This window comes from Amycolatopsis nivea (assembly GCF_004522235.1).
GTDB classification, from domain to species: Bacteria; Actinomycetota; Actinomycetes; order Mycobacteriales; family Pseudonocardiaceae; genus Amycolatopsis; species Amycolatopsis nivea.
Genome location: NZ_SDLT01000067.1, coordinates 1 through 24,611, shown reverse-complemented (window position 1 = coordinate 24,611; position 24,611 = coordinate 1). Strand labels below are relative to the sequence as shown.

At 72.0% G+C, this 24,611-nt stretch carries 25 protein-coding genes; 7 read left to right on the top strand and 18 right to left on the bottom strand.

All coding sequences use genetic code 11. The features are described 5' to 3' along the window. Positions 1-488: GAF domain-containing protein (locus tag EIZ44_RS42280; protein ID WP_134734401.1), on the bottom strand; the 488-nt coding region annotated here is incomplete at its 3' end. A gap of 137 nt (positions 489-625) precedes the next feature. Between EIZ44_RS42280 and EIZ44_RS42275 the strand changes: the two genes are divergently transcribed. Further along, positions 626-1,606, top strand: a complete 981-nt coding sequence (locus tag EIZ44_RS42275; RefSeq protein WP_134734400.1) for an Acg family FMN-binding oxidoreductase — start codon at positions 626-628, stop codon at positions 1,604-1,606. Between the two features lie 21 nt (positions 1,607-1,627). Here EIZ44_RS42275 and EIZ44_RS42270 read toward each other — a convergent pair whose 3' ends face one another. From EIZ44_RS42270 to EIZ44_RS42200, 15 genes are all read right to left on the bottom strand, one after another. Beyond that, positions 1,628-2,269 carry a response regulator transcription factor gene (locus EIZ44_RS42270; protein WP_134734399.1) on the bottom strand — a complete coding sequence of 214 codons (642 nt, stop codon included), beginning with the start codon at positions 2,267-2,269 and terminating at the stop codon, positions 1,628-1,630. Between the two features lie 92 nt (positions 2,270-2,361). Then, on the bottom strand, positions 2,362-4,077 hold the full coding sequence (locus EIZ44_RS42265; RefSeq protein ID WP_167754453.1) for a GAF domain-containing protein: 1,716 nt from the start codon (positions 4,075-4,077) through the stop codon (positions 2,362-2,364). Between the two features lie 205 nt (positions 4,078-4,282). After that, complete coding sequence (locus tag EIZ44_RS42260) at positions 4,283-6,643, bottom strand: phosphoketolase family protein (protein ID WP_134734397.1); 2,361 nt, start codon at positions 6,641-6,643, stop codon at positions 4,283-4,285. Next, positions 6,640-7,539, bottom strand: coding sequence for a universal stress protein (locus EIZ44_RS42255; RefSeq protein WP_134734396.1), 900 nt, complete (start codon positions 7,537-7,539; stop codon positions 6,640-6,642). The genes EIZ44_RS42260 and EIZ44_RS42255 overlap by 4 nt, the downstream gene beginning before the upstream one ends. Next, positions 7,536-8,150 (bottom strand): CBS domain-containing protein, encoded by a 615-nt coding sequence (locus EIZ44_RS42250; RefSeq protein ID WP_134734395.1) that lies wholly within the window; start codon positions 8,148-8,150, stop codon positions 7,536-7,538. Before EIZ44_RS42250 ends, EIZ44_RS42255 begins: the two co-directional genes overlap by 4 nt. Positions 8,151-8,241: 91 nt before the next feature. Continuing rightward, entirely contained in the window at positions 8,242-9,354 is a 1,113-nt protein-coding gene (locus tag EIZ44_RS42245; RefSeq protein WP_134734394.1) for a CHAD domain-containing protein, read from the bottom strand. Then, positions 9,351-9,755, bottom strand: coding sequence for a hypothetical protein (locus tag EIZ44_RS42240; RefSeq protein ID WP_134734393.1), 405 nt, complete (start codon positions 9,753-9,755; stop codon positions 9,351-9,353). The genes EIZ44_RS42245 and EIZ44_RS42240 overlap by 4 nt, the downstream gene beginning before the upstream one ends. Beyond that, positions 9,752-10,642 (bottom strand): universal stress protein, encoded by an 891-nt coding sequence (locus EIZ44_RS42235; RefSeq protein ID WP_134734392.1) that lies wholly within the window; start codon positions 10,640-10,642, stop codon positions 9,752-9,754. Before EIZ44_RS42235 ends, EIZ44_RS42240 begins: the two co-directional genes overlap by 4 nt. Then, positions 10,629-10,910, bottom strand: coding sequence for a DUF1918 domain-containing protein (locus EIZ44_RS42230; protein ID WP_134734391.1), 282 nt, complete (start codon positions 10,908-10,910; stop codon positions 10,629-10,631). The genes EIZ44_RS42235 and EIZ44_RS42230 overlap by 14 nt, the downstream gene beginning before the upstream one ends. Before the next feature lie 15 nt (positions 10,911-10,925). After that, positions 10,926-11,504, bottom strand: a complete 579-nt coding sequence (locus EIZ44_RS42225; protein ID WP_134734390.1) for a CBS domain-containing protein — start codon at positions 11,502-11,504, stop codon at positions 10,926-10,928. A gap of 33 nt (positions 11,505-11,537) precedes the next feature. Then, positions 11,538-12,365: a universal stress protein gene (locus EIZ44_RS42220; protein WP_134734389.1), complete on the bottom strand. Its 828-nt coding sequence runs from the start codon at positions 12,363-12,365 to the stop codon at positions 11,538-11,540. Between the two features lie 114 nt (positions 12,366-12,479). Continuing rightward, the gene (ppk2, locus tag EIZ44_RS42215; protein ID WP_134734388.1) at positions 12,480-13,289 is read right to left on the bottom strand and encodes a polyphosphate kinase 2; all 810 of its coding nucleotides are present in this window, start codon (positions 13,287-13,289) and stop codon (positions 12,480-12,482) included. Positions 13,290-13,294: 5 nt separating this feature from the next. Beyond that, on the bottom strand, positions 13,295-13,933 hold the full coding sequence (locus EIZ44_RS42210) for a CBS domain-containing protein (RefSeq protein ID WP_134734387.1): 639 nt from the start codon (positions 13,931-13,933) through the stop codon (positions 13,295-13,297). Between the two features lie 220 nt (positions 13,934-14,153). Then, complete coding sequence (locus tag EIZ44_RS42205; RefSeq protein ID WP_134734386.1) at positions 14,154-15,029, bottom strand: universal stress protein; 876 nt, start codon at positions 15,027-15,029, stop codon at positions 14,154-14,156. Next, positions 15,029-16,039 (bottom strand): Acg family FMN-binding oxidoreductase, encoded by a 1,011-nt coding sequence (locus tag EIZ44_RS42200; protein WP_134734385.1) that lies wholly within the window; start codon positions 16,037-16,039, stop codon positions 15,029-15,031. The genes EIZ44_RS42205 and EIZ44_RS42200 overlap by 1 nt, the downstream gene beginning before the upstream one ends. 183 nt (positions 16,040-16,222) lie before the next feature. Here EIZ44_RS42200 and EIZ44_RS42195 point away from each other — a divergent pair, with 183 nt between their 5' ends. The 3 genes from EIZ44_RS42195 (at position 16,223) to gap (ending at position 20,041) form a co-directional block, all read left to right on the top strand. Then, positions 16,223-17,680, top strand: coding sequence for a bifunctional aminoglycoside phosphotransferase/ATP-binding protein (locus EIZ44_RS42195; RefSeq protein WP_134734384.1), 1,458 nt, complete (start codon positions 16,223-16,225; stop codon positions 17,678-17,680). A 97-nt stretch (positions 17,681-17,777) separates the two neighbouring features. Then, entirely contained in the window at positions 17,778-19,034 is a 1,257-nt protein-coding gene (locus tag EIZ44_RS42190) for an NAD(P)/FAD-dependent oxidoreductase (RefSeq protein WP_134734383.1), read from the top strand. Then, positions 19,031-20,041, top strand: a complete 1,011-nt coding sequence (gene gap, locus EIZ44_RS42185; RefSeq protein ID WP_134734382.1) for a type I glyceraldehyde-3-phosphate dehydrogenase — start codon at positions 19,031-19,033, stop codon at positions 20,039-20,041. The genes EIZ44_RS42190 and gap overlap by 4 nt, the downstream gene beginning before the upstream one ends. Positions 20,042-20,203: 162 nt before the next feature. Here the strand turns inward: gap and EIZ44_RS42180 are convergent, their stop codons facing one another. After that, complete coding sequence (locus tag EIZ44_RS42180; RefSeq protein WP_134734381.1) at positions 20,204-20,878, bottom strand: CBS domain-containing protein; 675 nt, start codon at positions 20,876-20,878, stop codon at positions 20,204-20,206. A gap of 146 nt (positions 20,879-21,024) precedes the next feature. On the opposite strand from EIZ44_RS42180, the gene EIZ44_RS42175 reads away from it, so the two are divergent. Continuing rightward, positions 21,025-21,264: a PLDc N-terminal domain-containing protein gene (locus EIZ44_RS42175; RefSeq protein WP_134734380.1), complete on the top strand. Its 240-nt coding sequence runs from the start codon at positions 21,025-21,027 to the stop codon at positions 21,262-21,264. Here EIZ44_RS42175 and EIZ44_RS42170 read toward each other — a convergent pair. Then, positions 21,194-22,123, bottom strand: coding sequence for a universal stress protein (locus EIZ44_RS42170; RefSeq protein WP_134734379.1), 930 nt, complete (start codon positions 22,121-22,123; stop codon positions 21,194-21,196). The genes EIZ44_RS42175 and EIZ44_RS42170 overlap by 71 nt on opposite strands. Before the next feature lie 211 nt (positions 22,124-22,334). On the opposite strand from EIZ44_RS42170, the gene EIZ44_RS42165 reads away from it, so the two are divergent. Together EIZ44_RS42165 and EIZ44_RS42160 are read left to right on the top strand one after the other, a co-directional pair. Then, on the top strand, positions 22,335-22,931 hold the full coding sequence (locus EIZ44_RS42165; protein ID WP_134734378.1) for a hypothetical protein: 597 nt from the start codon (positions 22,335-22,337) through the stop codon (positions 22,929-22,931). 58 nt (positions 22,932-22,989) lie between these two features. After that, positions 22,990-24,027, top strand: a complete 1,038-nt coding sequence (locus EIZ44_RS42160) for an alcohol dehydrogenase catalytic domain-containing protein (RefSeq protein WP_134734377.1) — start codon at positions 22,990-22,992, stop codon at positions 24,025-24,027. Positions 24,028-24,611: the final 584 nt, after the last annotated feature.

Here is a 24,611-nt window from a genome sequence, read left to right as displayed (position 1 = left end):
AGATTCCCGAAGACTTCCTCGCGGACCCGCACCGGAACCCCCAGGAACGAATGCATCGGCGGATGATTCGCCGGGAACCCCACCGACGCCGGATGCGCCGAAATCTCCCTCAGCCGCAACGGCTTCGCGTCATCGATCACCAACCCCAGCAGACCGTGCCCCTCCGGAAGATGCCCGATCCGCTCCCGCGTCTCCGCATCGATCCCCTGATACACGAACTCCGCCAGCGCACCGTCCTCGCCCAGCACGCCCAACGCACCGTAACGAGCCTCGCCGAGCTCCACCGCGGCCTGCACGATCCGGCGCAGCGTCGCGTCCAGCTCCAGTCCCGACGCGACCGCCAGCACCGCCTCGAGCAAGCCGTCCATTTTGTCCCGGGTGCCGATCAACAGCTCGATCCGCTCCTGCAGATCGCGCAGCGTCTCCCGCAGCCGCAGCTGCGACAAGGTTCGGGACAGCCTCAGGCCGCCCTCTCCTGCTTCCGGCATCAGACTCGCTTTCGCTGCTCGGTGCGCCCTCAGAGAGATGACTTTCTCCCCTGTGCGCTCCCCGCCCAGCGAACGCATGCTGGAGGGGAACAACCAGGTACGACACAGTGTGCCGCGTTTCGCGGTGTGGGAGAACGATGACCCTCAATGTGGCCCCCGCAGGCCAGCTCAGCGCCGATCAAGTGACCTCGGTGCTGCGTTCCGCGACTTTGGCGCCGTCCACGCACAACACCCAGCCCTGGCTGTTCAGCAGCGGCCCGGCGGGCATCGAGATGCACGCCGACCCCGACCGCACCCTGCCCGTCGCCGACCCCGACCGGCGGGAACTGCTGCTCTCCTGCGGAGCCGCGCTGTTCAACCTGCGCACCGCGATCCACGCAGCCGGCTTCCACCCGGCCACGACGCTGCTGCCCCGGCGCAGCGATCCCGACCTGCTGGCCGTCGTGCGCCCGCGTGCGGCCGCCACCGTCGACCCGAGGCTGGCCGCTCTTGCCAAAGCCATCCCTCGCAGGCACACCAACCGCACTCCGTTCACCGCCAAACCCGTTCCGGGCGGGACGCTGGGCGCCCTGCGGCACGCGGCTGAGATCGAGCACGCGTGGATGCCGCAGCTCGACGACGGCCAGCTCGCCGGGCTCAAGGAATTGGTCCGCGAAAGCCACCGCATCCAGCTGAACGACCCGGCGTTCCTCGCCGAATGGCAGCGCTGGACCGGACGCGGCCGGGAGAACCGGGACGGCGTCCCCTTCGCCGCCGGCGGCGAAACCGCCGCGGACGACGCCTGGGTCTTGCGCGATTTCGGCGACGGCACCCGCGCTCCGGGGGCGACGCCGACCGTCGTCGTGATCGGCACCTTCGCCGACGAGCCGATCGACCGGCTCCGTGCCGGACAGGCCATGCAGCGGGTGCTGCTGACTGCCACTGCCGACGGGATCGACGCCTCGTTCATCTCCCAGCCGGTCGAAGTGCCCGCGATCCGCGCCCGCCTCCGCGACCTGCTCGGCGGCGGGCTCTGGCCGCAGATCGTCCTGCGCCTCGGCTACGGCACCCCAGTCGCCTGGACGCCGCGCCGGGCGCTGGAAGACGTCCTGTTCGACCCGCCCCCGCTCAGCGCCTGACCCGCGTCGCCGGGCCACGGTTCACCTGCGCTCGCTCCGCAGCTCCGTGGCCAGCACCGCGGCCTGCGTGCGCCGCTCCATGCCGAGCTTCGTCAGCAGCCGCGAGACATAGTTCTTCACCGTCTTCTCGGCCAGGAACATCCGTTCGGAAATCTGGCGGTTCGTCAAGCCTTCGCCGATCAGCTCCAGCAGCGTGCGCTCCTGTTCGGACAGCTGCGCCAGCGGGCCCCGCTTTTTCTCCGCGCTGTCGCGCAGCTTCGCCATCAACGCGGCCGCGGCGTGCGCGTCCAGCAACGACTTCCCCGCCCCGACGTCCAGCACCGCCGACACGAGGTCGAGGCCCTTGATGTCCTTGATCACGAAGCCGCTCGCGCCGGCCATGACGGCGTCCAGCATCGCCTGTTCGTCGGTATAGGACGTGAGCATTAGGCATTTCAGCTCGGGCAGGCGGGACCGCAGCTCGCGGGCCAGTTCGATGCCGTTGCCGTCGGGCAGCCGCACGTCGAGCACCGCGACCTCCGGCCGCAGCGCCGGGATCCGGGCCAGAGCCTGCGAAACGTTGCCCGCCTGGCCGACCACAGTGATCCTGTCGTCCTCGTCCAGCAGGTCGGCGACCCCGCGCCGGACCACCTCGTGATCGTCCACCAGGAAAACCCGCAACATCCGTTCTTCTCCTGCCTCGGGCGCGGCGGTGTGCCGCGCGGCCGGAAACGAGCCTACGACCGGGAGTCCTTCAGCGGCGGTGCCGAAAGTCCTCAATCTCCGGCCGAAGATCCTCCCGGTCTCGGAACCGACCAGACGAGCCGGGAGCCGCCGGCCGCGGTGAGCGTCCCGCCCCGGCGGTTCGCCTGCTCCGCGAGCGCGGCCAGCTCCGCCGCGGCCGGACCGGCGAGATCGCCGCCGCCCTCGTACCGGACGGTCACCGTCGTCCGTGCCGGTTCCGCCTGGATCCCGACCTCCACCGACTGGGCCGACGCGTGCCGGGCGACCAGCCGCAGCGCTTCGTCGAGGAACGGCACGACCGCGTCGGACCGGACCTCGTCGAGCTTCCCGGCCAGCTGCGTGGACACCGGGAACCCCAGCGCCTCCCCGGCTTCGGCCAGCACCCGCAGGACCTGGTCGCGAACCGGCTCCGGCGAGCGCGGCGGGCCGTCGCCCGGCTGGAAGACCGTGCTGTGCGCCTGCGCGATGATGTCGTCGAGCTCGGCGACCGTCTCTCGCAGCCGGGTGGCCACGACCGGCGACCGCGCGAGCCCGGCTGTGGTCTGCAACGACAATCCGGTGGAGTACAGCCGCTGCAGGATTTCGCGCTGCAGCCCGGCCGCGATCCGGTCGCGCTCGTCGTGCAGCGCGGCGGCCTCGCGTTCGGCGCGGGCCTGCGCCAGTTCGACCGCCACCGCCGCCTGGTCGGCGAACCACGCCGCCATCTCCAGCTCGTCCTCGCCGAACGCCGCGCGGCTGGTCAACCGTGCCGCAGCGAGCACCGCGGGCGGCTGGTCGCCACCGGCGAACGGGACCAGCAGCACCGCATCGAGGTTCAGGTCCGCTGTGGACGGCGTCAGACCCTGCGCTGCCTCGTCCGGCCACGTGCCCAGCTTCGGTTCGCCGCTCGCGAGCACCGCACCGACCACAGCGGACTCCGCGGTCAGTTCCCGCCCGGCCAGTTCGCCCGCGCCGGAACCGGCCGCGTACCCGATCCGCGCGTGTCCTCCCTCTTCGGCCGGGCAGAACACGGCGACGAGGTCGGCGGACGCGAGTTCCCGCAGGTAGTCGACCACGCGCTCCAGCGGATCCGCTGTCTCCGCCGCCAGCAGCTCCCTGGTGAGGGCCGCGGACGCGCGCAGCCATTCCTGCTGGTTCCGCGCGGTCTCGTACAGCCGCGCGTTCTCGATCGCGCTGCCAGCCGCCGCGGCGAGCGCGAGAGCCAGCTGCTCGTCCTCGGCGCTGAACGGACCGCGTTCCCCGTCGGCGAAATACAAATTGCCGAAGACCGCGCCCCGCGCCTGGATCGGCACGCCCAGAAAGCTGGTCATCGGCGGATGCCCCGCGGGGAACCCGGACGAGCGGGGATCGTCCTGCAGCCGGGTCAACCGGATCGGCCGCGGGTCCTCGATCACCGCGCCGAGCAGGCCCTTGCCCTCGGGCAGCCCGCCGATCCGCTCGACCGCGTCCGGGTCCATCCCGGTGTGCACGAACTCGGTCAGCCGTCCGTCCGGGCCGATCACGCCCAGCGCCGCGTACCGCGCCCCGACGAGTTCCCTGGCCGCCTCCACGATGCGCCGCAGCAGCGAGGGCAGCGCGAGCCCGGTCGTGATGGTCTGTGTCGCGCGCAGCAGGCCCCGGAGCCTGCCTTGGGCGCCCATGACCTCCTGGGCTCGCTCGACCAGCTGGGCCAGCAGCTGGTCCAGCTCCATCCTCGGCTGGTCGGGGAAGGTCAGCCCGGCCCGCTCCGGTGCGTCCCGCTCGCTCACCGCTGCTCCCTGCCGGTCGGATGTGCGCGCCCTTGCACCACAGGGAGTTTCCCGCCTCGCGGAAACACCGTCAAGCACGCCCCGCATCGGCTGCCTCGGCTCTGGACGGCAACGGGCGCCGAGGTTCCAGCAGCCGCGCCCCCTCAAACCGCTCGGCGGGTGCGCGGCATTTCCCGCACACCCGCCGAGCGGCTCAGCCGGACGATTACTGCCCAGGCCACCGCCATTCCCGCACCTCGGGCAGATCCTCCCCGTGCTCGACGATCCACCGCCGGTGCCGTTCCTGCGTGCGCGTCATCCGCTGCCGCAGCGGGCCGGTCGTCGCGAGCAGTCCCGGGACGCGGTCCAGGACGTCGATCACGAGCTGGAACCGGTCCATCCGGTTGCGCACCAGCATGTCGAACGGCGTCGTCGTGGTGCCGTGTTCGGTGTAGCCGCGGACGTGGAGCCCGGCGTGGTTCGTCCGGCGGTAGGCCAGCCGGTGGATCAGCCACGGGTAACCGTGGTAGGCGAAGATCACCGGGCGGTCCGGGGTGAACAGCGCGTCGAACTCCCAGTCGCTCAGGCCGTGCGGGTGTTCGGCTTCCGGTTGCAGCCGCATCAGGTCCACCACGTTCACCACGCGGACCGCCAGCGAAGGCAGTTCCTCGCGCAGGATCGCGGCCGCCGCGAGGATTTCCAGGGTCGGGGCGTCGCCCGCGCACGCGAGGACGACGTCCGGTTCCCGGTCCGCGTGCGTGCTGGCCCATTCCCAGATGCCGAGGCCCCGTGCGCAATGCAGCGCGGCTTCCTCCGGGTCGAGCCAGTCGGGCGTCTCGTTCTTGCCCGCGACCACCACGTTCACGTAGTCCCGGCTGCGCAGGCAGTGCGCGGCCACTTCCAGGAGCGTGTTGGTGTCCGGCGGGAAGTACACCCGCACAACCTCCGGGGCCTTGTTCGCCACGTGGTCCACGAAACCGGGGTCCTGGTGGGAGAAACCGTTGTGGTCCTGTCGCCAGACGTGCGAGGTCAGCAGGTAGTTCAGCGACGCCACCGGCCGCCGCCACCGGATTTCGCGGTGCATGCGCAGCCATTTGATGTGCTGGTTCACCATCGAGTCCACGATGTGCGCGAAGGCCTCGTAGCAGGAGAACAGCCCGTGCCTGCCGCTGAGCAGGTAACCCTCGAGCCAGCCCTGGCAGAGGTGTTCCGAGAGCACCTCCATGACGCGCCCGTCCGGCGCGAGGTGGTCGGACGGCGGGCCGGGCGGCAGTTCCCAGGTTTTCGCGGTCACGTCGTACACCGCGTCGAGCCGGTTCGAGGCGGTTTCGTCCGGTCCGAACAGCCGGAAGTTCGCGCGTTCGGCGTTGCGGCGGAACACTTCCCGGAGGAAGCGGCCCAGCACCCGGGTCGGCTCCGAGGTGCTCTCCCCCGCGGCCGAGACCGGCACGGCGTGTTCGGCGACCGACGGCAGCGAAAGCGGGCGCAGCAGCACGCCGCCGTTCGCGTGCGGGTTCGCGCCCATCCGTCGCGCACCGGCCGGAATGAGGGCAGTGACCGCGGCGGTCGGGCGGCCGGCGGTGTCGAACAGCTCTTCCGGCCGGTAGGACCGCAGCCAGTTTTCCAGCTGCCGCAGGTGCGCCGGATTCTCCCGGACCTGGGTCAGCGGCACCTGGTGCGCCCGCCAGGTCCCTTCGACCTGCTGACCGTCCACTGTGGCCGGTCCGGTCCAGCCTTTCGGCGACCGGAGCACGATCATCGGCCACGGTCCCGCGCCGCCGCGGCGGAGCAGGGCCAGATCGGCGACCACCGCATCGAGCGCGGCGGCCATCGCCTGGTGCATCGCCACCGGCTCGTCGCCCTCGACGTACACCGGGGCCCAGCCCGCGCCGCGCAGCAGCGAGTCCAATTCGGACGGCGGGATCCGGGACAGCACCGTCGGATTCGCGATCTTGTAGCCGTTCAGGTGCAGGATCGGCAGCACCGCGCCGTCGCGGCGCGGGTCGAGGAACCGGCTCGCCTGCCAGCTGGTCGCCAGCGGTCCGGTCTCCGCCTCTCCGTCGCCGACGACGCACGCGACGAGCAGGCCCGGGCTGTCGAACGCGGCGCCGAACGCGTGCGCGAGCGAGTACCCCAGTTCGCCGCCCTCGTGGATCGACCCCGGCACGTGCGGGGACACGTGGCTCGGCACCCCGCCGGGGAACGAGAACTGCCGGAACAACCGGTCCATCCCCTCGGCGTCGCGCGAGACCTCCGGCCACAGCTCCGAATAGCTGCCCTCCAGCCAGGTGCTCGCCAGCAGCGCCGGGCCGCCGTGTCCCGGGCCGGTCACGAACATCGCGTCGAGGTCGTGGGCCAGGATCGCGCGGTTGAGGTGGGCGTAGACGAAGTTCAGGCCGGGCGAGGTGCCCCAGTGCCCGAGGAGCCGGGGCTTGACCTGCCCCGGCTCCAGCGGTTCCCGCAGCAGCGGGTTGCCCATCAGGTAGATCTGCCCCGCGGCGAGGTAGTTCGCGGCGCGCCACTGGGCGTCGACCTGCGCGAGTTCCTGTCTGCTGAGCGTTGCCGCGGGAGCGTCGACCGCGGTCACCGGTTCCGCTCCGGCCGCACCACGAGCACCGGGCACGAGGAGTGGTGCACCAGCGCCTGGCTGGTCGAGCCCAGCAGCATCCCGGCGAACCCGCCGCGCCCGCGGCTGCCGACGACCAGCAGCTGCGCCCGGTCGGATTCGTCGAGCAGCACGTGCCGCGGCCGGTCCCGCACCAGCTTCCGCCGCACCTCGACGTCCGGGTACTTCTCCTGCCAGCCCGCGAGCCGCTGCGCCAGCAGTCGTTCCTCAGTGGGCTGCAAGGTTTCCCACTGCGGGAGGAGCCGCGCCGCGCTGTCGGTCGAGTCGTAGACCACGTCGGCCCAGGCGTGCACCGCGACCAGCGGGACCTGCCGGAAACTGGCCTCCTCGAACGCGACCGCGATCGCCGCCTCGCTGTTCGGGCTGCCGTCGACGCCGACCGCCACCGGGCCGTCCTGCGGCACCGGGCCGTCGCCGTGGCGCCCGCGGATCACCGCCACCGGACAGGCGGCGTGGCCTGCCACCGCCGAGGTCGTGGCTCCGACGAGCATGCCGGTGAAGCCGCCGGTCCCGGTGCGGCCGAGCACGAGCATCCGGGCCTTCTTGGAGCGGTCGATCAGCAGCGCCGGCGCGGAATCGGTGAACACCTCGGTGCGGACCTCGAGCGAGGGGTCCACGGACAGTGCCAGCTCGCGCGCCTCGGCCGCGATGCGGTCGCCGTCCTGCTGGATGCCCTCGAAGAGCACCTGGCTGCCGGCGAGACCGCCGCCGTAGACGAGCCCCGCCAGCTGCAGGCAGTGCACCAGCTCCAGTTCGAGATCGCGGCCCGAGGCGAGCCGAGCGGCCCAGCGGACGGCTTCCGCCGCCCCCTCCGAGCCGTCGATCCCTACGAGCACCGTGCGAGTCCGGTCAGTCATCGTCCCACTTCCTGTTCCGCGGACACGATGTCCGCTCCGACCACGCCGGGCACCGCCAGTGCCAGCAACGTCGCGACGTGGCGATCGGTTTCGTCGTCGTAGCGGTCGGCGATCCGCACGATCCCGTCGTGCACCTCGACCTCCCAGCGGCCCGTGCCGCCGTAAATCTCCAGCCGGTGCCGCACGTCCGCGGCGATCGCGCGGTCTTCCCGGGCGAGCACGCGCACGACGTCGCCGCGCGTCACGATGCCGATCACCCTGCCGCCGTCGACGATCGGCATCGCCCGGATCCGCGCGTCCACCAGCGCCTGGCACAGGTCGGCGACGTCGGTGCCGGACGACATCGCCGTCGCCGGACACGTCATTACCGCGCCGACCGTCGTGTCGATCGCGCCCGGGTGGTACGGGTGCAGGTGCTCCGACCGCGCGTCGGACGGGATCCGGCCGCGGATCAGATCCGCCTCGGTGACGATGCCGGTCAACCGGTCGTCGTCGTCCACCACCGGCAGCGCGGTGAAGCCGTGTTCGGACAGGATTTCGGCCGCCTCCTTGGCGGGAGTCCACGGATGCACCGTCTCGACCGGTGCGGACATCAGATCGCGTGCGCGCATCAGGTCCGTCCTTTCCTTGTGCTGCCTCGAAAATAGGCAACGAAACCGGTCTGGCACGCCGGTCCGGAGTCACCGGTGCGAAGGACCAACGTCATCCGCGCCGCAGCGGCGCCAGTTGCCGGTACGCCTCGCGCCACGCCGCGGGAAGCGCCTCGGCGCACTGCTGGGCGCAGCGGATCTCGGCTTCCAGCACCAGGGCGTGGGCCCGCGTCCCCTCGCCTGCCTCGACAAGCGGCCGCAGCCTGTCCTGCGCGACCACTGCGTCCTGGTACTCGCCGAGCAGTTCCTGCAGCGCCCGCAGGCGCTTCAGTACCTGGGCCTGCTCGACCGGCAGCACCGCGCCCGCCGCCTCGACGGCGTACCGGAGCCGTTTCACACTCTTGCGTACTGCGTGCACGTCTCCCGTGCCGACGCGCGCATCGGTTTCCGCGACCACCTTCCAGACCAGTTCCGGAAGCACCTTCTCTGCCGGTCGTCGCGCGCGTTTCCCTTGCGCACCAGTGCTTTGCTCGCGCAGCACGACCACGAACACGTCCAGTGCGTTCAGCAGTTGCAGGTACCGCGGCGAGTCGAGGACGACCGCGCACTCGGCGGCGGCTTCCTCCGCCTGCGCGGTGAAAACCTGCTCCGCGGCTACGCGCACCTCGTCCTCGACCGCATCGGACGGCAGCTTGTCCAACGCGGCGAAGAACCGGGCCCGTTGCACCTCGACGTCTCTGGCCGGTCCTGCACTCGCGCCGAGCCAGCGCAACGCCGGCCCGAACCTCCCGGCGAGCCTTCCGCCGAGCACCGGCGCGAAAGTCCTTAGTGTGGCCCGGATCCGCCGGGCCGCGACTCGCAGGTCATGCATGCCCTCGGGCTCTTCCAGCCGCACCGCGAGGTCGGCGCGCGCGAGTGCTCCGACCTCGCGTTCCAGGTAGGCGAGCACCACCTGCCGGGCCGTGCCAGACTCCTCGCCCGCGCCCTGTCCGGTGCCGTCCTGCCTTGGCACCGGGACCAGTTCCAGGTCCCGGCTGTACGCGCGGACCAGCCGCGACAGCTCGTGCGGCACCTGGTCCACGCCGGGAGCCTCGACCCGGCATCCCCGGCCGTCGCCGAGATCGAGCTGCCACGCGCTGCCCGTGCGGCTGATCGCCATTCCGTTCCGCCGCAACCGCAGGCCGGTCGTGTCGTAGTACGTCACCGGCCGCGCCGCGCGGGTCACGACCGCACCGCCCGCTGCGCGAGCCTGCTCAGCAGGACCAGCACCACGGCCAGGGAGAGCGTCACCCACTGCACCGGCTCGCGGAATCCCAGCACGACGAACTGAATCGCCAGCCAGCCGACGAGCACGACGCTCGCGGCGTATCCGAACCAATGCGCCCCCGGATCCCCGCGCCACGCCGCGAACGCGGCCCAGGCGAGCGTGCCGCCGATCGCGATCACGAGCGCCAGCCCGGGCAGCGCCCAGCTGGACAGCCCGAGCGGCACGAGGGCCGACAGCGGCAGCCGGAATCCCGGGGCGCCTGCCATCAGGCAGATTCCGCCGACCAGCGCACTCGCCGCGAATACCGTCTCGTAGGTCGCGAGCACCCGTTGCGCGGCCCGGCCGCGCAACGCGCTCACGGCAGGCTCCTCGGCCGCACGACCGCCACCGGGCAGGTCGAGTGGGCGAGCAGGGCCTGGCTGGTGGAGCCGAGCAGCATCCCGGTGAATCCGCCCCGGCCGCGGCTGCCGACGACGACCAGCTGGGCGTCTTCGCCGTACTCCAGCAGGGTGCGCACCGGCCGCCCGCGCACGATCTCGACGTCGATCCGCAGGTCCGGGAACTTCTCCCGCCACAGCGCCAGCTGGCCCTCGATCCGGCAGCGTTCGCCCGCCTCGATCTCGTCCGGCACGATCTCCATGGCCCGCAGCGACCCGCCCAGGGTCAGTTCGTTCCAGGTGTGCACAACGGTGAGCGGCGTCTTCCGCGCGGCCGCTTCGGCACAGGCGAACCCGAGCGCGTCGTCGCTGTCGGCCGCTCCGTCCAGTCCGACCACGACCGGTCCGGCCGCGGGCGGGACATCGTCCGGCATGCGCCCGCGCACGACCACGACCGGGCACAGCGCGTGCGCCGCCAGCGCCACGGCCGTCGATCCGACCAGCAGGCCGGTGAATCCGCCGAGCCCGCGCGACCCCAGCACCGCGAGCTCTGCGCCCCGGCTTTCCCGCAGCAGCACTGCGACCGGGTTTCCCTCGGCGACGACTCGCTGGACCCGCACCGCGGGCCACTGCCGCCGGACCGCGGCTTCGGCCTCGTCGAGCCAGGTCTCCGCTTGTCCCTGGAACCCGGTGCGCACTCCGGCCACGAACGGACCGGTGATGCCCGGCGACGGGATCAGGTAGACCTGCACCAACCGCAGCGGCGCGCCCCGGTGGTGTGCTTCCCCGGCCGCCCACACGGCGGCGTTGCGCGCCGACTCGGAACCGTCGATCCCGGCCACTACCACGCGTTCGTCAGGTCCGCGCATCGTGCGCTCCTCTCTTGGCCCGCCGCAGCGCGCGCAGCCGCTCGAACCGGCTGCGTTCCTTCCGGTCCTGTTCGGCTATCTCGGTTTCGGTGAGCACGATCGCGTCCGAGCCGGGGAACACCGTCGTGACCCGGTCGTCGGCGAGCCAGCGCACCGTGAACGGCGGGCTGCCGTCCGGCTTTCCGGTCGCGACGATCCGGCCGCGCTGCTCCGGCAGATCGAGCCGGACGCCTTTGACCACCAGCCAGTCACCGGGCTGTGCGTGCATTTCTCCTCCTCGGTCTCACGCTCTCCGCGGCGGGCGAAGCTCTGCTGCCACCACGCCTTCGACGGTCCGCGCGAGAGCCGTTACCAAGCGGCGCTCGGCTTCGTCGGCGAACTCGCCGCGGACGGTCACCGCTCCGCCGGCGACGGACACGTCCCACCGGTCCCGGTGCCCGGCGTAGTCGCTCAGCAGCGCGCGCAGCCGGGACGCGATCGCGTCGTCGCGGCGGACCAGCGACGCCAGCAGGTCGCGGCGGCTCACGATCCCGACCAGCCCGTCGTCGTCGACTACCGGGACACTGCGCAACCGGTCGAGCAGCATCCGCGCGGCGATGTCGCTCCCGTCGGCATCGAGGTCGACGGTCTCGACCGATTTGGTCATCACGGCGTCCACTCGCAGCTCCGGGGCGACCGGCTCGCCGGTCAGCACGCCGGCCAGCGCGTCCGCCTCGGTGAAGATGCCGACGACCCGGTTGCCCTCGTCGACCACTGGCAGCGCCGCGACACAATGCTCGGTGAGCAGCGCGATCGCCTCGCGGACCGGCGTTCCCGGTCCGACCCGGACCACCGGCCGGGTCATGATGTCCCGTGCTCGCACGGCTTTCTCCTCGCTCCTCGTGGGACTGGCGGCTCAGTGCACCACCGCGACCGGGCACGCCGAGTGCGCCAGCAGCCGGTTCCCGGTCGACCCGAGCAGCCCGCCCGCGACCGGGCCGCGGCCGCGGCTGCCGATCACGACCAGCTGCGCGGGCTCGACGGCCATCAGCGCCCGCGCGGCCGAACGCTCCCGCACCGCCAGCGTGCGGACCTCGACCGACGGGTATTTCTCCGCCCAGGCGGCGAGGTGCTCGCGCAGCGCGCGTTCCTCCGTCGCGGGGCGCCCGGGCTCGTCGAACGGCGTCCCGTGCCAAGCGCGCACCGCGACCAGCTCCGCCTTCCTGCTCGCTGCCGCGTCGAAGGCGAATTCGAGAACGCGCTCGTCCCCGTCCACGCCGACCACGACCGCGCCGTCGGGAACCGCTCGCCCGCGCACGACCACCACCGGACAGGACGCGCTCGCCGCGACGCGCAAGGCGACCGAGCCGATCGCCGCGCCGCGCAGCCCGCCGAGCCCGTGCGAACCGAGCACGACCAGCGACACCGACCGGGAGCGTTCGATCAGCAGGTCGGCCGCGAACCCGACGCGGGCGACCACCTGGGTCCGCACTCCCGGCGCCGCGTTCTCGGCCGCCTCCGCGGCCCAGGTCAGCCAGCGGTGCGCGCGGCCGAACAGCTCGTCCGCCTTCTGCTCCGCGACCTTCCCGGAAACGTCGACGGTGTCGCCGATCCCGGCGTGGAACAGCTCCAACTGGCAATCCCGCCGCCTCGCTTCCGCGGCCGCCCAGCGGACCGGGGCCAGGGCCGACTCCGATTCGTCGATCCCGGCGAGCACTACGCCGCCGGGCTTGTTCGCGGTCACCGCTTGCCTCCCGTTCCGCCGCCGGTCCCGGCGGCCCCTTCCACTGTCACGCGGGGGCGCCGGGGCGGGTCAGAGCCCGAAGTCCCTTCCCACGGGGACGAAAGCGGAATGTCGTCACCCGAGGTCCGCCGCGTGGTCCGGCACCTCGTGCAGCAAGCGCCGGTCGGTCCGGGCGTAGCCGGAATCGTGCGGACGGGGCGGCAGTTTCGCCGGCGGAGGCGGGATTTCCCGGTACGGCACGCTGGCCAGGAGGTGGGCGATCATGTTGAGCCTGCCGCGCCGTTTCTCGTCGCCGTCCACGACGTACCACGGACAGTCGGGGGTGTCGGTGTGCACGAACATGTCGTCCTTGGCGCGCGAGTAGTCGTCCCACCTCGACACCGATTCGAGGTCCACTGTGGACAGTTTCCACCGGCGGAGCGGATCCTCGATCCGCGCTCGGAAGCGGCGTTCCTGTTCGTCCCGGCTCACCGAGAACCAGTACTTGCGCAGCAGCAGCCCGTCCTCGACCAGCAGGCGTTCGAGGATCGGGCACTGCCGCAAGAATCGCTGGTACTGCTCAGGAGTGCAGAACCCGAGCACGCGCTCGACGCCCGCGCGGTTGTACCAGCTTCGGTCGAACAGCACGATTTCCCCGGCCGCGGGCAGCTGCGCGACGTACCGCTGGAAGTACCACTGGGTGGACTCCCGGTCAGTGGGCCGGGGCAGCGCGGCGATCCGCACCACGCGCGGGTTCAGGTGCTCGGTGAACCGTTTGATCGTGCTGCCCTTGCCCGCCGCGTCGCGCCCCTCGAACACCACGACGAGGCGGGCTCCTTCGTGGCGCACCCATTCCTGCAGTTTCACCAGTTCGATCTGCAGGCGCGCCAGCTCCGCCTCGTAGACCGCCCGGGGCAGCCGCGCCGTCCCGCGTTTCGCGGCCACTCGCGTCAGGCGACGTCGTCCCAGACGTAGTCGAGGCCATTGCAGACCGCGACCACGCCGGGGACGGCTTCGATCAGCCGGGTGACCGGAGCGATCTCGCTGCGCCGCTCCACCCGGCCGGCGACGGTCACCACTCCGGCGCGCACCATGGCGCGCGCCCGGTCCGGGCCGAGGTGCAGCGTCTCGTACAGGACGCCGGTCACCACGTCGCGCTCGATCTCCGGGTCCGGGCGAGTCAGCGCGCGCAGCACGTCGCGCCGGGCGACGACCCCCGCCGGACGGCCGTCCTCGACGACGAACAACCGGCGCAGCCCGGTCTTGTCCAATTTGGCCGCCGCTTCGGACACGGTCTCGTCCGCGGCGACCGTGACGACCGGACTCGTCATCACCTCGCGCGCGCTCCGCGCCCCGGCTTTCCGCGCGTCCCTCCGGCGCCACCACCGGAACCGGCCGCCCCGCACCATCGGCAGCAAGTCCTTTTCGGACACCACGCCGACGAGCGTCCCGGCGTGGTCGACCACCGCGACCGCGCTGATCCCCTCCCGAGCCAGCATCGCGGCGATTTCTTTCACCGGCGTCTCGGCCCGCGCGCAGACCGGGCGGGCCGTCATCACCTCGGAAACCGGTGTCGTGATCGTCTTCATCGCTCCTCCGCCGTTCTTCCGGCCCGTCCTTGTCTTGTGCTGCCTCGAAAATAGGCATCGAGGCCGCCTCGGCACGCCGGTCCGGGGTCACCGGCGGGAAGGACCAATGTCCTCTCGGCACCGTGCGTCAGGTCCGGGCGAGCTTCTCAGGACTCAGATACGTGAGGCGATCACGCGCGCCTCAGCCGGGAGCAGGGCGGCGCCTTCTCGGCGAGGGATCTCAACGCCCGCGTCGCGCCGCCGAGGACCGGACAACCAGCACCGGGCATCCGGCGTGGTGCAGCAGCGCGTGGCTCGTCGAGCCGAGCACCATGCCCGTGAACCCGCCCCGGCCGCGGCTGCCCAGCACCACGAGCGAGGCCCGGGCGCTCCATTCGAGCAACCGGTCGCGCGGGCGGTCCTGCTCGACGATCTGCTCGACGCGCACGTCCGGGTAGAGCGAGCCGTAGCCGGCCAGTCGTTGCGCCAGCAGGCGATGCTCGGCTTCCCGTGCCTCGAACGGGAAAGCACGGTCGCCGAACAGCCGGGTGCGGTCGGCGTCGAGCCAGGCGTGCACCGCGACCAGCGGCACGCCGTGCACCGCGGCCTCCTCGAAAGCACAGGCAACCGCCGCGTCGCTGAGCGGGCTGCCGTCGACTCCGACGACGACCGGGCCGTCCGGGCGGACCGAGCCGCGAACCACCACGACCGGACAGTGCGCGTGCGCGGCAAGGTCGATGTCCGGCGAGCCCGCGAGAAGCCCGGACAGGGTTCCGGTCGGTGCGCCGAGCACCAGCAGCTGCGCCTTCTCCGAGGCTTCCCGCAGCGCCGCCTCAGGCCCCGCCGGGCTCGTCTCGAACGCGATCCGGACCCCCGGTTCAACCGCCGCGAGGTCCTCCCGGACGGTGCGCAGCAGATCCTCCGCGACGGCTTCCTTCGCCTCCAGCCAGTCCACCGGCGGATACCGGCCGCCGGCGAAGCTGCCGTCCGCGAACCCGAAAGCCGTGAGCACGGTCAGCGAAACGTGCCGCAAGACCGCCTCGCGCGCCGCCCACCGGACAGCCGCCGCGGCGGACTCGCTCCCGTCGACGCCGACCAGAACCGGGTCGGTGTTCATCACCGCTCCCGCCACTTCGGTCCGAGGACTTCAGCCACGCCGCGGCGCAGGCTCGACGGCGCTACCCGGGTCGTGCGTCCCAGCCGCAGCAGCGCCTGCGGGAAACCCGCGAGCTGGTAGTCCTCGCACAGCGCCGAACGCACTTCCGGCACACGCAACGGCTGGGTCAGCACCGCGCCGGCGAGACCGAGGGTCACCCCTTCGAGCCAGCAGCGCTCCAGCGCGTACCCGGCGCGGATGTGGTCGATGCGCGCGTCGTCGGCGGTCGTGAACAGCAGCAGAGTCTCGGCCTCGAGCCGTTCCCGCAGCACGACCGGGTCCGGCACGACCGTCGCCCGCCGCACCAGCCCGGCCCACGGGAGTTCGCCGGGCGGCAGCGCGGAGAACCGGATTCCCGCCCCGTGCCGGTGCGCGGTCTCGTCCCGGATCGTCCAGAGCGCGAGTTCGCGTTGGTAGGCGCCGTCGTGCTGAAGCGCATGCGCCGCATGTTCGAAGAGCTTCGCCAGCCGCTCCATCGCGCCCAGTCGCGTCGCCGTTACCCCGGTCGTCACGGCGGCCGCGGCGACCCGCGCGGTCTGCTGCGCGCTGACCGGCAGTCCGGTGAACGCCCCGCGGTGGCTGCGCCGCACCATGATCGCCCCGTACCGCTGCAGTTCCTGATCCGTCGGCGGCAACGGCTCCGCCGACTCGACCCGCGCGACGAGGTCGGGCTGCTCCGGGTCCGGCAGCACGGCGACTTCCGCCCGCCTGCCGAGCACCCGCACGGCCAGCTCGAGGTTCGCCAGCGCGGTCCCGCAGGACATCGCCAGGTCGCGGCGGAGGGGATCGTGCTGCGGGAGTGCGACGTCGGTGCGCTCCCGCAGCAGAACCGCGCCGTCGACGAGTTCGACCCGCCAGGGCTGCGTGTTGTGCACCGAGGGGGCGCGCAGCACCGAGCGGCCCAGCACCTCCGCTTCGGCGAGCGTCCACTCGCCGGACCGGCAGCCGGTCGCGGCGGCTGTCTTCTCCATGGCGGTCACTCCTGTCGTAGCGGACCACCTGAGCCAACCCCGTCCGGCCCGCTCCGCGCTCCGGCCGCAAGCCATCGGGTCAAGGGACCAAGGTCCCCGGCTGGGCTGCCCGGGCCCAACGGCACCTCCGGGAGGACCAAGCACCCTTTCCGGCCCGCCCGCGCGGCCACGAGGGTGGGCGGCATGACCGAAACCCAACCGTGGGCCGGAGCGCGGGAGACGCACAGCGGCGCGGTGTTCTTCGCCGGAGACCGGGCGTGGAAACTCAAGAAACCCGTCGACCTCGGCTTCCTCGATTTCACCGATCCGGGGGTGCGCGAGCGGGTGTGCCGCCGCGAGGTCGAGCTCAACCGCAGGCTCGCGCCCGACGTCTACCTCGGGGTCGCCGCCGTGACCGGCCCGGACGGCGCGGTCTGCGACCATCTCGTGGCGATGCGCCGGATGCCGGACGACCGGAGGCTCTCCGAGCTGGTGCGGCGCGGCGAACCGCTCAGACCGGTCATCCGCTCGCTCGCCCGGCTGCTCGCGGCCTTCCACGCGGGCGCGCACCGCGGCCTCGAGATCGACGCCGACGGCACGCGCGACGCGGTGCGCCTCCGCTGGCACGCGAGCTTCGACCAGGTGCGGCCGTTCCACGGGGTCGTGCTCGACGCGGCGACCGCCAAGGAAATCGAGAGCCGCACCGACGTGTTCCTCGCCGGGCGCGCTCCGCTCTTCGCCCGCCGCATCGCCGAGCGCCGGGTCGTCGACGGCCACGGCGACCTGATCGCCGACGACATCTTCTGCCTCGAAGACGGCCCGCGTGTGCTCGACTGCCTGGAATTCGACGACCATCTCCGGTACGTCGACGGACTGGACGACGTCGCGTTCCTCGCGATGGACCTCGAACGGCTCGGCGCTCCCGCACTCGCTGCCGAACTGCTCGCCGCGTACGCCGAATTCTCCGGGGACAACGCTCCGCCGGCACTGCGGCACCACTATCTCGCCTACCGCGCGTTCGTGCGGGTGAAGGTCGCCTGTCTCCGGCACTCGCAAGGGGATCCGGCGGCCGCGGAGCTCGCTCGCGCGTACGCGGAAACGACGCTTCGCCATCTCCGCGCGGGCGAGGTCAGAACGGTGCTGGTCGGCGGTCTGCCCGGTTCGGGAAAGTCCACTGTGGCCGCCCGCATCGCCGACGCGCTCGGCGCGACCCTGCTGCAGAGCGACCGGATCCGCAAGGAAATCGCCGGAATCGACCCGGAACGCCACGCGCCGGCGGACTACCGGCACGGGATTTACACGCCTCAGTGGACCGCGCTGACCTACTCCGAACTCGCCCGGCGCACAGCCGCGTTGCTCGGGCTCGGCGAGAGCGTCGTTCTCGACGCGTCATGGACCTCCGCGCACGAAAGAGAAGCCATCGCCGCCGTCGCGGGACAGTCCGGCAGCAGACTGTGCGCGCTGCGCTGCACCGCGCCGGATGCCCTGCGCGAGCGCAGGTTGACGACCCGGACCGGATCGCTGTCCGACGCCGGGCCCGCCGTCTCCCGCGAAATGGCGGAAGACGCCGCGCCGTGGCCCTCGGCGTTCCCGCTCGACACGACCAGAACACCGGCCGACACGGTGGAAACCGCCCTCGCACATCTCGCGCAGTGCTCGTGACCGGATGACGAACGTCCCCCGCCCTGCCCGCCAACGTCCCTGCCGCACCTCCGGCGAGCGCGGGCACGGTGGGCGGGAACGCAAGGGAGGAGACAGCATGGCACGCACCGAGGTCGTCGTTCTGGGCAGCGGTTTCGCCGGGCTGGAAACAGCGTTCCGGCTCCGCGCCCGGGCGAGCGAGGACGACGTGGGCGTCACCGTGGTGTCCGAACGCGACGATTTCCTGTTCCGCCCCGGAACGGTCCGGCTGCCGTTCGGAGCCGCCGAAGAACCGCTGCACGTTCCGCTGCACCGCGCGTTCCGGCGGCGCGGCATCGCCACGGTGATCGCGACCGCCGAAGGGATCGACCTCGACCGCGGGCAGGTGCACACCTCCCGCGGGCCGATGGCCTACGACCGGCTCGTCGTCGCCACCGGAGCGGCGAGCAGGCCGGAGGAGATCCCCGGGGTCGCCGAACACGCGCACTCGATCGCGACTCCGGGCGCGCTGCACCGGCTCGGCGAGGATCTGCGCTGGATGGCCCAGAACGCCCGGCACGGCCGAGCACAGCGAGTGCTTTTCGCGCTGCCGCCGGGCAATCACTGCGCGGCACCGCTGTACGAGCTCGCGCTGATGCTCGACACCTGGCTGCGCCGCAAGCAAATCCGCGACAACGTGGAGATCGCCTTCGACACCTGCGAAGAGACCTACGTCCAGGCCTTCGGCCCCAAGCTGCACGCACTTGTGTCCCGGCAGTTCGAAGCGCGCGGCATCGACAGCCGCACCGCGTCGACGCTCGCCGAGGCGGCCGAGCGCAGCGCCGTGTTCGCCGACGGCTCCGTCCGGGAATTCGACGTGCTCGTCGCGTTCCCTCCGCAGGTTGCTTCCGTCGGCTACGCCGGACTGCCTGCCGACGACCGAGGGTTCCTGAGGTGCGACCCGGACACTCGCGCGGTGACTGGGCGCCCGGAGGTCTACGCGCCCGGCGACGCTGGGGACTTTCCGCTGAAGCTGGGACATCTCGCCCTGCTGCAGGCCGACGCGGTCGCCGCGGCGATTATCGCCCATCGGACCGGGGCGCAGCTGTCCGCCCGGCGCGTCCCGGTCGTGCGGCACGTGCTGGACATGCTCGACGACGCCGCCTTCGCCCAGATTCCGCTCTCCCCCGGCGGCGATCCCGCGCACGTCGACGAGGCGTCGGCCCGGTACTGGGCCAGCACCAGCGTCCTCTGGCGCGCCGGCGCACGGCTCGCCGAGACCGCGCTTTCCGCCCGGTTCCGGCTCGGCCTTCCCCTCCACGCCGGACGAGCCGCTTTCCGCCACGGTCCCGAAATCACTCACCGGAACACCGACACCCTGATGGAGAAACCATGACCGTTCGAGTCGGCATCAACGGATTCGGCCGTATCGGCCGCGATTTCCTGCGCCGTGTCCTGGAACGGCCGGACAGCCCGGTCGAAGTGGTCGCGGTCAACGACGTCACCACCCCGGACGCTCTCGCCCACCTGCTCGCGCACGACTCCACCTACGGTCCGCTGCGGCTGCCGGTGCGGGTGATCGGCGACGCGATCGAGGTCGGCGACCGGACCGTGCAGGTGACGTCCGAGACCGAACCGGCGAAGCTGCCGTGGCACGAGTTCGGCGTGTCGGTCGTGATCGAATCGACCGGCCGCTTCCGCACCCGCGAGGCGGCCGCCGGGCACCTCGCGGCGGGCGCGCGGAAGGTGATCGTTTCCGCGCCGGGCAAGGGACTCGACGCGACGCTGGTGCTCGGCGTCAACGACGGCGACTACGACCCGGCCCGCCACGACGTGGTCTCCAACGCCTCGTGCACCACGAACTGCGCCGCGCCGATGGTCAAGGTGCTGCACGAAGCGTTCGGCATCCGGCGCGGGCTGCTCACCACGATCCACAGCTACACCGGGGACCAGGCCCTGCTCGACCGCCCGCACCGGGACCCGCGGCGGGCCCGGTCGGCCGCGGTGAACCTGATCCCGACGAGCACCGGAGCCGCACGGGCGATCGGCGAGGTCCTCCCGGCGCTGGCGGGCAAGCTCGACGGGGTCGCGATCCGGGTCCCGGTCGAGGACGGTTCGCTCACCGACCTGACCGTGGAACTCGAGCGGGACGTCACCGCGGACGAGCTCAACCGCGCGTTCGCCCAGGCCGCCGACGGGCCGCTCAAGGGAATCCTCCGCTACTCCGAAGCACCTCTGGTGTCGCGCGACATCATCGGCGACCCCGCGTCGTGCATCTTCGACGCCGGCCTGACCAAGGCCGAGGGCCATCTGGTCAAGGTCTTCGGCTGGTACGACAACGAATGGGGCTACGCGGCCCGAACCGTCGAACTCGCCGAAACCATCGGGCGAGCCCTCAGCTGAGGCTGAAACCGGCGGCGGCATGGGCGCGGTTTGAGGTGGGGTCAGAGGTACGTGAGGGGAACCCTGAGGGAATCAGATTTCCTCAGGGTTCCCCTCACGTACCTCAAGGAGCAGTCAGGTGGCGGGCGCACCACGCAACGCCCCCGCGCTGGCATCGCCGTCTCACCGCCGGGCGGCGGCCTCGTGCCGGCCCCCCGCGTACTGCAGCCGGTTGCGCACGCCCACCACTCCGGGCAGCACCTCGGTCAGCAGCTCGGCACGCTGCACCTCGCCGGGGCTGTCGACGGTCCCGGTCAAGGTGACCACGCCGTCGTCGACTCGCACCGACGTCGTCGCGGGGTCCGCCCACAGCGCCTCGCGCAGCACCCGGCGTTCGACCGCCTCCTTGATTTCCGCGTCCGGCCGGAGAAACACCGCGAGCACGTCCCGGCGGGCGAGCACTCCGGTGAGCGATCCGGAACCGTCGACGACGAACAACCGGCGCAGGTTCGCCTCGACCATCCACCGTGCCGCGTCGGCCAGCGGTTCGTCCTGCCGGACGACGCGCACCGGGGTGCGCATCACATCGAGGGCCCGCCGGCCCCGCGCTCGCGCCCAGCGGCGACGGCGGCGAGGAGAGGCGAAAAAGCCGGGCGGGGGTCCTTCGGCCCGGCTGTCGTACCGGGCGAGCAGTTCCTGCTCCGAAACCACCCCGACCGGCCGCCCCGGCCCGTCGGTCACCGGCACCGCCGAAATGCGGTTGGCGGCGAGAAGATCGACCAGTTCCTTGAACGGCGTGTCCGGCGCGGCAGTCACCACCGGCCAGTTCATCACCTCCGAGACCAGCAGTCCGGTCATCACAGCACCTCCGAGTTTTCGTTGCACCGTATGCTTTCCCTCGCCGGGCGGCCGGAGTCCGCGGTCCCCGGGAGCCGGGCCGTTCTCCCCTTCCCCGCCGGTCTCGCGGGGGTGTTGCCTGGGAGCCCGACCAGGAGGAGGAGCCCATGCGAGCACACCGGAAGTTTTCCGATCTCTCCCCCGCGCAGCGGCGCACGGTCCTGGCCGCCGCCGCGGTGCAAGTGCTGCTGGCCGCGGCCGCCTGGTGGGATCTCGCGAAACGGCCCGAGGACCGGGTCAACGGCCCGAAATCCGCCTGGGCGGTCGCGATCGCGGTCAACTTCGCGGGTCCGCTGGCGTATTTCCGCTGGGGCCGGGCGGTTCCTCGCCGGAACCGGCGACGATGACCGGGCACAGCGCGTAGGACATCACCGCCTGGCTTGTGGACCCGAGCAGCAGTCCGCCGAACCCGCCGCGCCCGCGGCTGCCCACGACGAGCAGCTGCGCCCGGTCCGCCAGGTCCAGCAACTGCTCGGCAGGACGGCCGCGCACCACCAGCTGCCGCACATCGACACCGGGATATTTCTCCGCCCACCCGGCGACCCGCTCGGCGAGCACCACGTGCGCCTCCTGCTCGATCCCGCTGTCGGCGTTCCAGCGGTTCTCCCGGAAGATCGCCGACAGCAGCCGGTCGTCCCAGCAGTGCACCGCGGTCAGCGGAGCGTTCCGCCACGCGGCTTCCTCGAACGCCGTCCCCAGCGCCAGTTCGCTCGACGGCGAACCGTCGACTCCCACGACGACCGGTCCGGTCGCCGGCGGCTCTTCGTCGCCCGCGTGCGGCCGAACGAGCGCCACCGGGCAGTCCGCGTGCGCGGCGAGAGAGATCGACACCGAGCCGAGCAGGATCCGGACCAGCGGACGCAGTCCGGGGGTCCCGAGCACCAGCAGCACCGCCCCGTGGGACTGCGCGGCGAGGCACTTCCCGACGATTCCGCGCAGCAGCACCAGATCCGGAGTCAGTCCGGGAACCGCTTCCTGGGCGGCGTCGCGGGCGGTGCGCAGGATCCGGTGCCCGCGCGCGGTGAGCACCTTGCCGAAGTTCTCCACTGTCGGCAATGGACGGGGGAAGTCGAGAGCCAGCTCGTCGAGGACGTGCACGAGGCGCAGCGGAACCCCGCGTCCCGCCGCGGCACGCGCCGCCCACCCGACCGCGTGCAGGGAAGCCAGCGAGCCGTCGACTGCGGCGACGAGTGCGGGTTCGGTCATCGGTTCCGCCTTTCCTTGTCCAGCCGGGTTTTCCCTCCGGACGGTAGGCGCGGACGGCACCGGGCGGCAGCGGCGTCGGTCCCCTCGTGCGTGGACCTTCGGCCCCTCCTCGGCGGTCCGCGCCCAACGGCCTGTCCGACGAGGACTTTCGGCTCCAGAGCCGCATTGGCCCGGCGGATCAGACTCGGGCCAGAGACGAATGGAGGTCCCCATGTCCGTCAAATCCCAGCACAGCACACCCCCGGCGAGCCGGACTCCGGCCGGTCGCAACGAGACGGTCGCGCAGCCGCCCTGGGCGAGCTACGGGGCCCGGTCGCTCGCGGTCCTGCGGATCGCCGCCGGATTCCTGTTCCTGTGGCCCTTCGCCGACAAACTGCTCGGCCTGGGCTACTCCACGCCCGCCGCCGGAGCCTGGATCCACGGCGGCTCGCCCACCAACGGCTTCCTGAGCAAGGTCGACGTCGGCCCGTTCGCGTCGATGTTCCACGCGTGGGCCGGAACGTGGTGGGCCGACTGGCTGTTCATGCTGAGCCTGCTCGGCATCGGGCTGGCGCTGGCCGCCGGGGCCGGACTGCGGATCGCCGCGGTCTCCGGGACCCTGCTGATGCTGCTTATGTGGGCCGCGGAATGGCCGCCCGCCCGCAGCACCGGCGCGGGAGCGGCCACGCATTCGGCCAACCCGTTCCTCGACTACCACCTCGTCTACGCGCTCGTCCTGATGGCGCTCGCCGCCGCCTGCGCCGGCGACACGTGGGGAATCGGCCGCCGCTGGGCCGCCTTCGTCGGCGACCGGACCTGGCTGCGCTGAACCGTCCACGGGCGTCCGCCGTGCCGGCGGACGCCCGCAGTCCTGTGAAGGAGGAACTGTGAAGGCACTCGTGTACGACGGCCCCGGTCGCCGGTCCTGGACCGACCGCCCGGACCCGGAAATCCTCGCGCCGACCGACGCGATCGTCCGGATCGACGCCGTCACCGTCTGCGGCACCGACCTGCACATCCTGAAAGGCGACGTCCCCGAGGTCGAACGCGGCCGGATCCTCGGCCACGAAGCGGTCGGCACCGTCGTGCGCACCGGCGACGCGGTCGCCTCGGTCAAGCCGGGCGACCGCGTGCTCGTGTGCTGCATCAGCGCCTGCTGCCGCTGCGAATACTGCCGCCGCGGCAGCTACGGCCAGTGCCTCGGCGGAGGCGGCTGGATCCTCGGCCACCTCGTCGACGGCGTACAGGCGGAATTCGCCCGGGTCCCGTTCGCCGACACCTCCGTCTACCTGCTGCCGCCGTCGGTGAGCGACGAAGCGGCCTTGTTGCTGGCCGACATCCTCCCCACCTCCTACGAGGTAGGAGTCCTCAATGGACAGGTCCGCCCCGGCGACGTCGTGGCGATCGTCGGAGCGGGCCCGATCGGCCTCGCTGCGATCACCGGGGCCCGGCTCTACAGCCCGTCGTCGGTCATCGTGATCGACAAGGAACCCGCCCGGCTCGCGGCGGCCAAAGCGGCTGGTGCCGACGTGACGGTCCAGCCCTCGGAAGCGGAGGCCGCGGTACGCGAAGCAGGCGGCGGGCTCGGTGCGGACGTGGCCCTCGAAGCCGTCGGCGTCCCGGAGACGTTCGAACTGTGCGCCGAGCTCGTCCGCCCCGGCGGCCGGGTCGCGAACATCGGCGTGCACGGCAAACCGGCCACGCTGCACCTCGAACGGCTCTGGATCCGCAACGTCACCATCACCACCGGCTTGGTCGACACCTCCAGCACGCCGATGCTGCTGCGGATGCTCGCCGCCGGACACCTCGACGTCAGCCGGATGGTCACGCACCGGTTCGGGTTGCAGGAGATGGACGAGGCGTATGACGTCTTCGCGCATCCGCAGGACAGCGGTGCGCTGAAGGTCGCTTTGTTCCGCGAGTGAGCTGCGCCCCGGCGAACGTTCGTGAGGGGGCCCTGAGGAAATCTGATTCCCTCAGGGGCCCCCTCACGCACCTCGAATACCAGCCAGATGGCGATCAATCGGGCATTTCGGTGCCGCTGGCGTCTCGTGTGGACAGTCAGCGGGCGGAATCGGCACAGCAACTTCCTGGCATTGACTCTGGTTCCGGCAGATCTGCCTTCATCGCTGGGCGCAGGCCACGAGGGGCGCCCTTCGCGAACGAGCCCGGCCGCCGGAACGCAACCAATGTGGCATTGGGTGCGTGCGACGCACCCAATGCCACATTCGGGTCTTCTCAACAGCTGTGGCATGCGGCGGCGTTACCGCGATGCGCAGTACCGGCCGGGCCGGGTGGCTCTCCGCACCCGCCGAAGCACGTGAGGGCCTCCTGACGGAATCTGATTCCATGCCAGGGACTTAAGGCGGCCCTGCTCGTGCGTGGGGAGTGCGTCCGCCCGGGTCGGGAAGGCCGGGCTGGCTGCCGGTCAGGCGGGCGGAAGCGCGGTGGGCGGTCTGTGAGGGACCCCTTGAGGGAATCTGACCTGGATCCACCGGTGTGATTGGTG